We start from the raw sequence: 12,462 nt of genomic DNA on the forward strand, positions 1-12,462 counted from the left end.
TCATGTTGAAAGTGATTGTGGTTTCGCACGGCCCGCTGGCGGAAGCGCTAATGGCCAGCGCCCGCATGGTTTACGGCGAACTGCCGCATACCAGCTACGTCAGCCTGAGTGATACCGGCGGCATCGAAGCGTTTAAGCAGGATTTTGCTGCTGAATTGCAGCGGGTGGGAAGCGGGGCTGATGGCATGCTGGTGCTGTGCGATCTGCTGTGTGGTACGCCTTATAATGTTGTTTGCCGCCACGCATTTGATCCGCAGGGGGGCCTGCCGATGGCCGTCATCACCGGAGTGAATTTCCCGATGCTGTTGATGAGTGCTGATTTGCTGGAAGGAACGGACGTTCAGCAGGCAGCACAAGCGCTGGTGGCGCAGGGGTGTGAAGCGATTGTTTTTGCCCAGCCAGTGGAAACGGTGCAACAGGACGATTTCTGAGGAGACACCATGGCGATTTCATTCGTGCGTATCGATGATCGGGTGATCCACGGCCAATTGATTACCCGCTGGGCCAAAGAGCTGCCCTGCGACGGGATTGTGGCGATTGATGATGAGGTCGCGGCAGATCCGCTGTTGTCATCGGTGATGAAAGGGGCGATTCAGGATACCAAGGTGTGGTTATTTACCGTGGTACAGGCGATAGAAAAACTGCCAAAGGTGATTGCCAGCGATAAACAGTATTTCGTGATCGGCAAATCGCCGATCACGCTGCGCAGGCTGGTGGAAGCGGGGATCGACTTAAACAACCGTAACCAGAAAATCAATGTCGGGCCAATGTCCGCACGGGCACAAACTATCACCATTGGCCCGAATCAGTCGGTGAATCACGCGGAAACAGAAGCGTTCGATTTTCTCAGCGAACGCGGGCACAGGATCGAATTTCGTCTGGTACCGGACGCCAGTCATTTCAGTTGGCTAGAGGCAAAAAAGAAACTCAAGTAAGTCTGACTGACAGGAGTTAACTATGTGGTTCGAAGCGATGCTCATCGGGATACTGTGTTATCTCGGCGCGCTGAGCAGCCCTTGGCTGCTGGGGCTGACCGGGGGTTGGTATATTCTCAGCCGCCCGTTGGTTTCCGGTATGCTGGTGGGGGCGATTCTCGGCGATGTACAAACCGGTATCATCATCGGCGTTGCGGTACAGGCGGTGTATATCGCCATGGTCACGCCGGGCGGTTCGATGCCGGCCGATCTCAATTTTGTTGCCTTTCCGGCGATTGCGCTGGGTATTCTTTCCGGTAAAGGGCCGGAGGTGGCGGTAGCGCTGGCGGCGACGATCGGCATCATGGGTACGGTGTTGTTCAATGCCATGATGGTACTCAATTCTTATTGGAATCACCGGGCGGACGCCGCAGTAGAAAAAGGGGATGAACGGGGGATTTACCTCAACAGCGCTATCTGGCCACAGGTCACCAACTTCTTACTGCGTTTTATTCCTACCTTTACTGCCGTGTTCTTTGGGGCGCGTTACATCAACGCCTTTATGGATAGCCTGCCTGGGGGCGTTCTAACGACCATGAACGTGGTTGGGGGGATTCTGCCTGCGGTGGGGATCGCTATTTTGCTTAAGCAGATCATTAAAAGTTACAGCATGCTGATTTACTTCCTGGTGGGGTTTATCTGCATTGTATTCCTCAAACTGAATATGGTGGCACTGGTGATGGTCGGCGCATTGCTGGCTTTGATTCACTACAACTATAAGCCGGAACCGCAGGCGGCAACCGTGCAAGCCACCCCCCAGGCTGACGATGAGGACGAATTCTAATGGATATGCCAACACCAAAATTAAATAAACAGGATCTGCGCCGCTGCTGGCGTGCCTGGATGATGTATAACCTGTCATCAATGAGCTTTGAACGCTTGGAGTCCTATGGTTTCTGCCTGGGCATGATGCCTGCGCTAAAAAAACTGTATCAGGATAAGCAACAACGCATTGAGGCGATTCGCCGCCACACCTCGTTCTACAATACTGAGCCCCAGTTGGGCGCGATCGTCAACGGGATGGTGGTCGGGTTGGAAGAAAAACGGGCTAATGGTGAAGCCATTGACGGAGAAGTCATTAACACTTTGAAAGTGGGGTTGATGGGGCCGGTGGCCGGTATCGGTGATTCCATGTTGCCAGGGATGTTAATTCCGATCTTATTGAGTATCGGTATGGCGCTGGCCGCCGGTGGCAGTGTGATTGGGCCATTATTTTACATCATGGCTTTCAGCCTGATTGTGATCCCGGGTTCCTATTGGTTGTTTATGAAGGGTTATCACATGGGGTCCGGTTCGGTAGAAATGCTGGTGAGCAGCAAATCTTCCCGCCTGCGTGAAGCCCTCTCCCTGCTGGGCGTGTTTGTGATGGGCGGTGTGGCCGCAAGCTATGTCAAGCTGGGCACTGGCCTGGAGTTTATTACCAAAGACGGTGTAAACATCCACTTGCAACAGATGCTGGACGGGATTTTTCCCAACCTGATGCCGTTGCTGGTGGTGCTGGTCACTTGGTATCTGATGGCGAAACGCGGGCTTTCACCGGTAAAAGCGATGCTCGGCTTGTTGTTACTGGCCGCAGTGGGCGTGGCCTGTGGTTTGTTCTCTTAAGCTTGAACCGGCCTGCAACAAATCTTACCGCAATAAACCGGGCGCAGCAGAAGCTGCGCCCGTGGCTATTCAGGGTTCAAACCTGGCCCATTTTTCCGCGACGCTGCCAGGCTTGGCAATGAATTGGAAGCGTGCCGGATCGGCTTCAAACTGCGCATATAATGATTGGTTGTTCAAACCAAATTCATGGTAGTGGCGCGGCCCGATGGCGTGCAACCTGCCGGATTGATAATGGGGATTTTGCTGCCAGATAATGTTGTTACCTTGCAGCAACGGATACCAGGCCAAGCCTTTGTATGCGCGTACCGCAGCGTATTCAAAGCCGTATTCGCGGTCGCACCAGGCGGCGAAGGTCAGTGGTTGATCAGGATCGGCTGAAATGGTGGCATGTGCCCATCCCGGTGGAACCAGCACTTTTTCTCCTGGCCCGGCATGGACGGCAAAACACCGGCCTGGATCGCGCTCAACCCGTTCTTGCATGTAGATGATCGCTTTGCCCTGCCAGATTTCGTAAAGCTCCGGTGGTGACCAACCGCTATGCTGACTTACGCGGTGAATATGCCCTTGGCTACGTATCGGTTCGCTGCCCAGTTGACCTTTGGCATAGGTGACAATGCCAAACAGCAGCATACGTTTCTTGAGTTCTGCCAGATGTTGCTGTTTGGCCACATCCATCGCAATGGCGTAGACCTGTTCTGGGCCGGAGCAGCCAGGATCACGCAGTGAAGGGCGGATCTGATCCAGTGTGCGGATTTCCGGCACGGGCCCAATCACCTCGTCGCCATAGCCGAAGCCCATTGGATCGCGAGTAATACGCACATCCAGCCCAAACTGCCGCATGGAGTCACTCATACTGTGCCTCTGCTCTCCAGCCTGCACCATCGGCAAAGATCCGCAGTTTGAAACCTTGCGGTTGCAATGCGCTGTAATCATGCCCGGCAATGGCTGACCAGACCGCCAAAGCGGAAAGGATATGATCGCCGGTGTTGATCAGGCGGTGAGCAGTAAAAGGGGGAATATGGTGGACGCTGCCGGTAAACACCTGTTCCAGCGTGCAATCGCCGCCTTGGTGCTGTAACAAGAGCAGGCCGCTTCCGCGCAGGCCAAAATAGAACTCAGCCTGTTCGCGGCGCTGGTGGAAGTGCCCACGGGTCATAAAGAACTCATTCCCTACTTTGCCCGGCTGCAAATGGGTGGTGCCAACGAGCAGCTCGCCTTCCTGTAGTGCGAAAGGCAACATCTCTACGCTATAGACGGCAAACTCCGCTGGCATAGCCTGCCAGGAGTGGTGGTCGGCAAAAATCCCTGCCAGGCTGCCGAGCAGGGTTGATTTATGCTGGACATCAGGTGCGGTAAAACATCCATCCGCCAGGTTAACCTGCGGTGGGATAAGGGAAGTCAGTTGCATATCTGGTTACTCCGCCCGAGGAGAACAGACGCTTTGAGTATACAAGGTTAATCGATTAATCCCTAGCGGGCAGTATAAAAAAGGCGCGAAAATTTCGCGCCCTGAGCAACGGTCATTCTGTACTCAACCAAGAATGATATGCGGGTAAAAACGTGACAGATCCTGAGTAATCAGTTCACGATCTTCCCGCAGACCGATACCGCATGGCTGATCGTCCACCAGCCAGCTGCCGATCAGCGTATAACTGCCCTCAAACTGCGGCAAAGGATGAAACTGTTGCACAATCATGCCTTCTTCGCCGTAGGGGCCATCAACACGCGCCACTTCCTGACCATTTTGCACGATCTGGATATTCGCCCCTTCACGTGAGAACAACGGTTTAGTGACGTAATGCTGCAATGGTGGGTGATCGTCTTGCGCAAAGTAAGCGGGCAGCAGGTTGGGATGGTTGGGGAACATTTCCCACAACAGCGGCAACAGCGCTTTGTTGGAGATTATGCACTTCCAGGCCGGTTCCAGCCAGCGCACACCGGCGTCTTCCAGCTTGGTGGAAAACATTTCGCGCAGCATAAATTCCCACGGATAGAGCTTAAACAGATTACCAATGACCTGGTTTTGCAGATCGGTGAACTGGCCTTTCTCTCCAAGGCCAATCTCTTCCATAAACAGGAATTCGCTCGGCAGGCCGGCTTCCTGAGCGCAGTCTTGCAGGTATTGCACCGTTCCGCGATCTTCTTCACTGTCTTGGCAGCAGGCCAGATGCAGCAGGCTGAAGCCGTGGTGGGCTTGCAGATCGGCAAAACGTTCAATCAGCTTTTCTTGCAGGCTGTTGTATTGATCTGATGCGGCATCCAGCTTGCCTGCGTTGATTTGATCTTCCAGCCACAGCCATTGGAAAAAGGCCGCTTCATACAGCGAAGTGGGGGTATCGGCGTTGTTCTCTAACAACTTGGGCGGGTTGATACCGTCATAGGCCAGATCGAGGCGCGAATACAGCGAAGGCTGCTGAGTACGCCAGGAACTGCGCACGAAATCCCAAGTGTGTTTGGGAATGCAGAATTTGGCCATCAACGCGTCACTGTTGACCACTTTTTCCACCACTTGCAGGCACATTTGATGCAGTTCGGCGGTGGCGTTTTCGATCTCTTCAATCTGCGCCAGGGTGAACTGGTAATAAGCCTCTTCACACCAGTAAGGCTCGCCGTACATGGTGTGAAACTGGAAACCAAATTCAGCGGCTTTTTCGCGCCAATCCGGGCGTTCGGTAATCGCAACGCGTTTCATACCTTAACCGCCCATGCTGCGTGAGCTGGAAGTGGAAGAGGCACTGCTGCGCTGCATGCTGGTCTGTTTGGCAACGGTTTCACCAAAACCGCCGCGGGTAATGGTGTTGGTCACTGCGGGTTTAGGAGCCATGGCGGTTTTGGGCACGGTCATGGTTCGGCCACCTGCCGTTGCCGGGCCATAGCTTTTGCCTGTGGCATCAACGAACTTGCCGTTGGCCGGGCTGGCTGCATTTTTGGAGGTAAACAGCGGCTGTTGTGCAAAGCCTGTTCCGCCCATCATACGGCCCATCATGTAGCCCGCCATCAGGGGCATCCAGAAGCTGCCGCTGCTTTGTGACTGCGCTGCCATACCGGCTTGTGCCGGGGCTTGAGTACATTGTGCTTCACCGAATTCGGCCACGCAGTCTTCACGGGTGGCGTATTTTGGTGCGGTTTTCTCTGCTTCTTTCAGTGCGTTGTTGTACGCAGTGGTGCATTGCTCACTCATTGAAGGGTTGGCAAGTGAGCAATCGTTAGCATTCTGATACAAAGAGACGGTTTCATCCGTTTTTTCGCAGCCAGCCAGTGTGAAGACTGCGCTGATCGCCAAAGCCACGGGCGCAATACGGTAGGTGCGCCAGGATTTGCGGAATGTCTCTTGGTTGATGTTTTTTGTCCGTTTCATGGTGATGAATCCCCTCATGTGGGCTAGATCGCCCTGCCCAGTAATGGCGGTAAGAATAGGGGAAAGAGGAGGACAATTAAAGCTAAAATGCCCATAGAATCCACTCTTTACGCAGTTATACGTCAGGGTGTGCGCCAGTTCGCTTTATAGGCTGGAGAAATAGCCTATAAGTTTCATTACGATCCGTTATGCCCTTGGTATTTGCAGTTGTAGAGGTCGTTCGCTGCATTGTTCTGCCTCTTCGGGGCCGCTGCCAGCCGCGTTCAGATCTGCCTCCGGCAGGTTTGCCACTTTTCCGTGAATTCATCGGGATTCCTTCGCTTGCCGCCCACTTGCAACACCAAATACTTCTGGTGAAGTCGGTGGAGCGTTTTCACTGTGTCACTGCCTGGTGTACTCACAAAGGAATTAATCGTGAAAAAACTCATCAATAAGGTTGAATCGGTCTTAAGTGAACAACTATTGGGGATGAGCGCAGCGCATCCAGAACTGCGGGTCAATCAGGAACCGGTATTTGTCACCCGTTCGGCAGGGCCAGTGGCGGGCAAAGTGGCGATCTTGTCTGGTGGTGGCAGTGGTCATGAACCGATGCATTGCGGTTTTGTTGGTGAGGGAATGCTTGACGGTGCCTGCCCAGGGGAGATTTTCACCTCACCAACGCCGGATAAAATATACGCATGTGCTCTGGTCGTGGAGGGGAGTGCAGGGGTGTTGTTGATCATCAAAAACTACACGGGTGATGCTCTGAACTTTGAGGCGGCCACGGAATGGCTGCATGACAGCGGTATACCGGTTGCCACGGTGTTGGTGGATGATGATGTGGCAGTAAAAGACAGCCTGTTTACCGCCGGGCGGCGTGGTGTAGCCAATACGGTGCTGCTGGAGAAACTGCTCGGTGCGGCCGCGGTGCGGGGCGACGATTTGGATGCTCTCGTAGCGTTAGGCCACAAGATCAACAATCAGGGGCATTCGATCGGCATTGCTCTCGGGGCTTGTACGGTTCCTAGCACCGGCAAACCCTCGTTCGTGTTGGCTGATGATGAAATGGAGTTTGGTGTTGGTATCCATGGTGAACCCGGTATCGAACGGCGGCCGTTCACGACGCTCAACCAGGCTGTAGATATGATGTTCCAGACATTGATCGAACATGGCCCATACCAACGCACTGTTCGTGTTTGGGATCGCCAGCAAGGAATATGGTGTGATGAACCGCAAAGCAAACAGGCTTTGGTACGGGGTGATCGGGTCATTGCGTTAGTTAATAACCTGGGTACGACACCGCTCTCCGAACTCTATGGCGTTTACCACCGTCTGGCTGAGTGTTGCACCGAAGCTGGGGTGAATATCGAACGCAATCTGGTGGGTTCATACTGTACTTCATTGGATATGCAGGGCGTGTCTATCACCCTGTTGAAAGTGGATGATGAACTGCTGTCGCTGTGGGATGCACCGGTGAAAACACCCGCATTGCGTTGGGGTCATTAGGCGGCGCTCGCAGGCTAAAATACGGGTAATGGGCTGTGACAGCCTGAATTATTGGGAGGAAACATGGCGTTAAGCAAGCAACAGGTGCTGGACTGGCTGCTGCGTTGCAGTGAGGTTTTTGCCCGTGAACAGGTTTTTTTAACCCAATTAGACACCGCGATTGGCGATGGTGATCATGGCCTTAACATGAACCGTGGCTTTAACAAAGTGGCAGAAAAGTTGCCTTCGGTGGCAGATGGCGATATCGGTTCTATTTTAAAGTACACCGGTATGACGCTGCTTTCTCACGTGGGGGGTGCCAGTGGCCCGCTGTTCGGTACTTTTTTCATTCGGGCGGCACAGGTAGCCAATGCCAAACAGAGCCTGGAATTGAGCGAACTGAGGCTGGTATTTCAGGAAGGGGTTGCCGGAGTAGTGATGCGCGGCAGGGCGGAACCGGGCGATAAAACACTGTGCGATGTCTGGTGGCCAGTGTTAGGCAGCCTGGGACAATCGGTACAGCAACAGATTAACGTAATACCGGCATTACAGCAGGCTGCTGCGTGCGCTGAACAGGCGGTGCAAACCACGATCGTCATGCAGGCTCGTAAAGGGCGTGCCAGCTACCTGGGCGAACGTAGTATTGGTCATCAAGATCCTGGGGCGACATCGGTCATGCTGATGATGAAAACCTTGGCTGCGGTAGTGGAGGAGGCTGGATGATTAACATCGTTGTCGTTTCACACAGTGCACAATTGGGGCGCGGCGTAGAGGAATTGGCGCGGCAGATGATGCGTGGTGACGGTTGTAAACTGGCGCTGGCTGCGGGTGTCGATGATGCTGAATACCCGATTGGCACGGATGCAATCAAAGTGATGGAAGCGATCAAATCCGTGTCGGACGGAACAGGGATTGTGGTGTTGATGGATCTCGGCAGTGCGTTATTGAGTGCGGAAATGGCGCTTGAACTCTTGGAACCGGAGCTTGCCGCAAAGGTCAAATTATGTTCTGCACCATTGGTGGAAGGCACTCTGGCTGCCGTAGTTGCGGCGAATTCCGGTGGCAACCAGGAGCAGGTACTGATTGAAGCACAGGGGGCTTTACAGGCCAAGCAAGCGCAACTTGGTGAAGGGACATCTGCCAGCACACCGATTCTCCCCCTGCAAGGCGGTAAAAGCCTAAGCTGGAAGATACAGAGCCCGTATGGTTTGCATGCGCGCCCTGCGGCACGTTTGGCTGAGAGCCTGGCTCCATTTGATGCAGAGCTGGTGCTGGAAAAACACGGGCAGTGCGCTAATCCACGTAGCCTTAATCAGCTGGCGTTATTGCAGGTTCGCTATGGTGACACCATTCGTCTGATCGCTGGCGGCCGGCAGGCAGATGAAGCACTGGCGGCGTTCAAAGCATTAGCAGAGCAGCACTTTGGTGAAAACGTTGCTGAATATCATCCCCCTTCACTGCATGGCATTCCTGTGGAAGAGAGCCTCAGCTGCGGCCCGATACTACAGGTGCAAAGCTTCTGGCCGGAACTGATTGAGCGCCAGGTAACCCCAGATGACGTGCTGCATGAACAGCAGCGCTTGCGTACTGCTCTACAGCACACATTGAGTGATCTCAACAGATTGGCGGATCGCACAGGCGTATTGGTTGGCAAGCCACAGGCCGCAATATTTGGTGCGCACAGCATGTTGCTGGATGATCCCGATCTGCAACAGGCGGCATATAGCCGCATCGCCCAAGAGCTGTGTAGTGCTGAACAGGCATGGCAAAGGGAGCTGGAACGCATTGCTATGGAATATCGGGAACTGGATGACGAATATCAGCGGGCGCGAGAATTGGATGTCCGCGATATATTGCGCCGAACACTGAGTTATCTGCAACAACAACCGATCCCCTTGATCACACTCAGCGTGCCATCAATTTTAGTGATGGATGAGATGATGCCTTCTGATGTGGCGATGCTTGATCGGCGCATGGTGCTGGGTATTTGCCTGAGTGGCGGTAACGCGTTATCGCACACTGCGCTTTTGGCTAAAGCGATGGGGATACCGATGGTGGTGGGGATGCACGGCTGCATGGATAAAACCCGGACTGGCCAGAAAGCCATGCTGGATGCGGCGCGTGGGGTGTTACAGATGAGCCACTAGGCTGTGTTGCTTAGATAGCAGGTGAACGCTGGGACATACTGCTTAATCAGCGTGGATAACAAACGGGGTTCGGTAGATACCGAACCCCGTTTTATTTTATGGCTACTAACAGTCAGTTACTGCGTGCTGGCTGTGGAGTTGCTGACTCCACCATGTCTGGAGAGGTAGGGACAGTCTTACCCAAAACCCCGTTCAGCAGCATCAGATCGTTTTCGTTCAACGTACCGAGCGCCGATTTTATGGTCAACTGGTTGGTCAGATAAGAATAACGCGCGCTAGCAAGCTGCTGTTTGGCGTTATACAACGTGGTGGTGGCACTCAGCACGTCAACGATGGTACGCGTGCCGACCTCATAACCTGCTTCTGTCGCATCCAGTGAACTCTGGGCCGAAACGACTGCCTGTGCGTAGGCACTGATGCTGCTGATAGAAGCAGAAACGTTGTTGAAAGAAGAACGCACGGTCTGCACTACACTGCGATGCGTACTTTCCAACTGTTCACTGGCGCCGACAAAGTTGTATTGCGCCTGTTGTACGCGGGAATTGGTGACGCCGCCGTTGTAAATGGGCACGCTCAGGGTGACACCGACCTGGTTTTGACCATTATCCGAATTAGTACGGCTATCGCTATTGGAACCGTTGTATCTGGTATTGGTAAGACCTGTAGATGCGGACGCACTGATGGTCGGCATATAGCCGGTTTCTGCCGATTTGATCTGTTCACGGGCCAGATCTTGGTTCAAGCGTGCAGAAAGCAGGCTCAGGTTGCGTTTTTCGGCTTCTTTCAGCAGGTTATTCACCGCATCCGGGCGTTGAGTGCTGAATTTATCCGTATTCAGCGAAGCCAGCTCTGGGTAGAAAGTACCGGTGAGCTGACGCAGAACTTCTACCGAGTTATCCAGATTGTTACGTGCTGTCACTTCACTGGCCAGCACGGAATCGTAGTTGGAACGAGCGTTTTGCACATCGGTAATGGCGACCAGGCCGACGTTAAAGCGCTGGGTGGTCTGATCCAACGTGCGGTAAACCGCTTGTTTGTTTGCCTGGACATAAGACAGTGAATCAATGGCCAGCAGTACGTTGAAGTAGGCGGTTGCGGTATCAAGGATTAACTTTTGAGAAGCAGTCTGGAAAGTGACATCCGAAATACCGGCGGCTTTTTCTTGTTGAGTGAGTGCTCGCCAGGCAGACATGTCAAAGATAGTCTGTGTCAACGACAGGGAACCGTTGGTGGTATTGCTGTTGACGCCGTTTGCGTCACGGAAACCGTTGGTATGGTTGTAACCGGCAGATAATCCAAGCTGTGGCAGTAACGGGCTGCGTGCTTCGCTGATTTTTTCAAATGCTGCATCACGGTCAGCAGCCGTTTTACGCAGATCCGGGTTACTTTCCTTGGCCTGTTTGTAAACTTGTAACAGATTTTCTGCTTGGCTCATTGCACTGAAGCCACCGAGGCTCAGTCCGATCAGAAGGGGGAGCAGTTTCTTCATTTGCATTCCTTGTTGTGCAGCAATATTGCTATGTTAGCGCTGACGAGAGACGAAATAATTGCCGATTTTAGCAGAGTCTGCCGATCACCTAAGGTGGCTTAATGTGCCATCTTACAGAAATTTATACTTTTCAGGGTGCTATGTTGACCTGCGCTTGACAGTTTGCATATGCATCACTTGGTATCATGGTTCACAATCTATCACAAAGCGGGAGAAGATAACTCTCTCGTTTCTGTAACCGGAACTGTTAATTTTTCCGTCATACTGATACAGGAGAATTTTTGGATGAAGCACTTGCAACCTTCGCCCGTTACGCTGGATAAAAATGATGTAGAAATTATTGCACGTGAGACGCTGTACCGTGGTTTTTTTTCACTCGATTTATACCGGTTTCGCCACCGTTTGTTTAATGGTGAGATGAGTGGTGAGGTAAAACGCGAAATTTTTGAACGCGGTCATGCCGCTGTACTGCTACCCTATGACCCAGTGCGTGATGAAGTGGTATTGATTGAGCAACTGCGGATCGCCGCGCTCGATACTTCGGCTTCCCCTTGGCTGCTGGAAATGGTGGCCGGGATTATCGAACCCGGGGAAAATGTAGAGGAAGTCTGCCGCCGTGAAGCGCTGGAAGAAGCGGGGATCGTGGTGGGGCGGTGCAAACCGGTGTTGAGTTATCTGGCCAGCCCTGGTGGCACCAGTGAACGTTTGTCGATCATGGTCGGTGAAGTTGATGCTCTAACCGCTGAAGGTATCCACGGATTGGCGGAAGAAAATGAGGATATTCGTGTCCATGTGGTCAGCCGTGAGCAGGCTTACTGTTGGGTTGAGGAAGGTGCGATTGATAATGCGGCATCAGTGATTGCGTTGCAGTGGCTGGCGTTGCACCATGAATCGCTCAAAGCTGAATGGGTTGATTAAATGCAGAAGCGCTATACCCCTGATTTTCCAGAAATGATGAGATTGTGTGAAACCAACTTCGCGCAATTGCGCCGTTTGCTGCCGCGCAGCGACGAAGTGGGTGAAACGGTGACTTATCAGGTGAGCGGCGCTCATTATCGTCTGACTCTGGTTGAGTCTACGCGTTATACGTTGCTGGTGGAGATTGTACAGACTGCGCCGGCTGTCAGCTATTGGAGCCTGCCTGCCATGACGGTGCGGCTGTATTATGACGCGATGGTTGCGGAAGTGTGTTCCAGTCAGCAGATCTATCGATTTAAAGCGCGTTATGATTATCCAAACAAAAAGTTGCATCAACGTGACGAAAAGCATCAAATTAACCAGTTTCTTGCTGATTGGTTGCGCTACTGTTTAGCGCATGGAGCGATGGCGGTTCCGGTTATGTAATACCCTATGGATTGCCAGTTGCAACCAGAGTTGCGGCTGGCAAGACGCCGGTATATACAGACTGCAATAACAAAGGACACC

General features: G+C 53.0%; 14 protein-coding genes. 9 read left to right on the forward strand and 5 right to left on the reverse strand.

What is annotated here, in order from left to right; genetic code table 11:
- Positions 1–2 precede the first annotated feature (2 nt).
- From Z042_RS07680 to Z042_RS07695, 4 genes are read left to right on the forward strand one after another with little or no spacing between them, the layout of a single operon-like run.
- A complete protein-coding gene (locus Z042_RS07680) occupies positions 3–431 on the forward strand; it encodes a PTS sugar transporter subunit IIA (RefSeq protein WP_024911262.1) in 429 nt (142 codons plus the stop codon).
- A gap of 9 nt (positions 432–440) precedes the next feature.
- Positions 441–935 (forward strand): PTS sugar transporter subunit IIB, encoded by a 495-nt coding sequence (locus Z042_RS07685; protein WP_024911263.1) that lies wholly within the window; start codon positions 441–443, stop codon positions 933–935.
- Positions 936–957: 22 nt separating this feature from the next.
- A complete protein-coding gene (locus Z042_RS07690; RefSeq protein ID WP_024911264.1) occupies positions 958–1,758 on the forward strand; it encodes a PTS mannose/fructose/sorbose/N-acetylgalactosamine transporter subunit IIC in 801 nt (266 codons plus the stop codon).
- Positions 1,758–2,579 (forward strand): PTS system mannose/fructose/sorbose family transporter subunit IID, encoded by an 822-nt coding sequence (locus tag Z042_RS07695; RefSeq protein WP_154666897.1) that lies wholly within the window; start codon positions 1,758–1,760, stop codon positions 2,577–2,579. Before Z042_RS07690 ends, Z042_RS07695 begins: the two co-directional genes overlap by 1 nt.
- A gap of 69 nt (positions 2,580–2,648) precedes the next feature.
- Here the strand turns inward: Z042_RS07695 and Z042_RS07700 are convergent, their stop codons facing one another.
- From Z042_RS07700 to Z042_RS07715, 4 genes are all read right to left on the reverse strand, one after another.
- A complete protein-coding gene (locus Z042_RS07700) occupies positions 2,649–3,431 on the reverse strand; it encodes a glucose-6-phosphate isomerase family protein (protein WP_024911266.1) in 783 nt (260 codons plus the stop codon).
- Positions 3,424–3,987: a glucose-6-phosphate isomerase family protein gene (locus Z042_RS07705; protein ID WP_024911267.1), complete on the reverse strand. Its 564-nt coding sequence runs from the start codon at positions 3,985–3,987 to the stop codon at positions 3,424–3,426. The genes Z042_RS07700 and Z042_RS07705 overlap by 8 nt, the downstream gene beginning before the upstream one ends.
- A gap of 123 nt (positions 3,988–4,110) precedes the next feature.
- Entirely contained in the window at positions 4,111–5,271 is a 1,161-nt protein-coding gene (locus tag Z042_RS07710; RefSeq protein ID WP_024911268.1) for a glutathionylspermidine synthase family protein, read from the reverse strand.
- 3 nt (positions 5,272–5,274) lie between these two features.
- The gene (locus Z042_RS07715) at positions 5,275–5,937 is read right to left on the reverse strand and encodes a DUF1190 family protein (protein WP_024911269.1); all 663 of its coding nucleotides are present in this window, start codon (positions 5,935–5,937) and stop codon (positions 5,275–5,277) included.
- 414 nt (positions 5,938–6,351) lie between these two features.
- Here Z042_RS07715 and dhaK point away from each other — a divergent pair, with 414 nt between their 5' ends.
- From dhaK to dhaM, 3 genes are all read left to right on the forward strand, one after another.
- Positions 6,352–7,422, forward strand: coding sequence for a dihydroxyacetone kinase subunit DhaK (dhaK, locus tag Z042_RS07720; protein ID WP_024911270.1), 1,071 nt, complete (start codon positions 6,352–6,354; stop codon positions 7,420–7,422).
- A 63-nt stretch (positions 7,423–7,485) separates the two neighbouring features.
- Positions 7,486–8,124, forward strand: a complete 639-nt coding sequence (gene dhaL / locus Z042_RS07725; RefSeq protein ID WP_024911271.1) for a dihydroxyacetone kinase subunit DhaL — start codon at positions 7,486–7,488, stop codon at positions 8,122–8,124.
- Complete coding sequence (gene dhaM / locus Z042_RS07730; RefSeq protein ID WP_024911272.1) at positions 8,121–9,548, forward strand: dihydroxyacetone kinase phosphoryl donor subunit DhaM; 1,428 nt, start codon at positions 8,121–8,123, stop codon at positions 9,546–9,548. The genes dhaL and dhaM overlap by 4 nt, the downstream gene beginning before the upstream one ends.
- A gap of 112 nt (positions 9,549–9,660) precedes the next feature.
- On the opposite strand, the gene tolC is transcribed toward dhaM, so the two are convergent.
- Positions 9,661–11,037 carry an outer membrane channel protein TolC gene (tolC, locus tag Z042_RS07735; protein WP_024911273.1) on the reverse strand — a complete coding sequence of 459 codons (1,377 nt, stop codon included), beginning with the start codon at positions 11,035–11,037 and terminating at the stop codon, positions 9,661–9,663.
- 285 nt (positions 11,038–11,322) lie between these two features.
- On the opposite strand from tolC, the gene nudF reads away from it, so the two are divergent.
- Both nudF and Z042_RS07745 read left to right on the forward strand, forming a co-directional pair.
- A complete protein-coding gene (gene nudF, locus Z042_RS07740; protein WP_024911274.1) occupies positions 11,323–11,955 on the forward strand; it encodes an ADP-ribose diphosphatase in 633 nt (210 codons plus the stop codon).
- Positions 11,956–12,381, forward strand: coding sequence for a DUF1249 family protein (locus Z042_RS07745; protein WP_024911275.1), 426 nt, complete (start codon positions 11,956–11,958; stop codon positions 12,379–12,381).
- Positions 12,382–12,462 lie beyond the last annotated feature (81 nt).

The organism is Chania multitudinisentens RB-25, from assembly GCF_000520015.2.
Lineage (GTDB): Bacteria > Pseudomonadota > Gammaproteobacteria > Enterobacterales > Enterobacteriaceae > Chania > Chania multitudinisentens.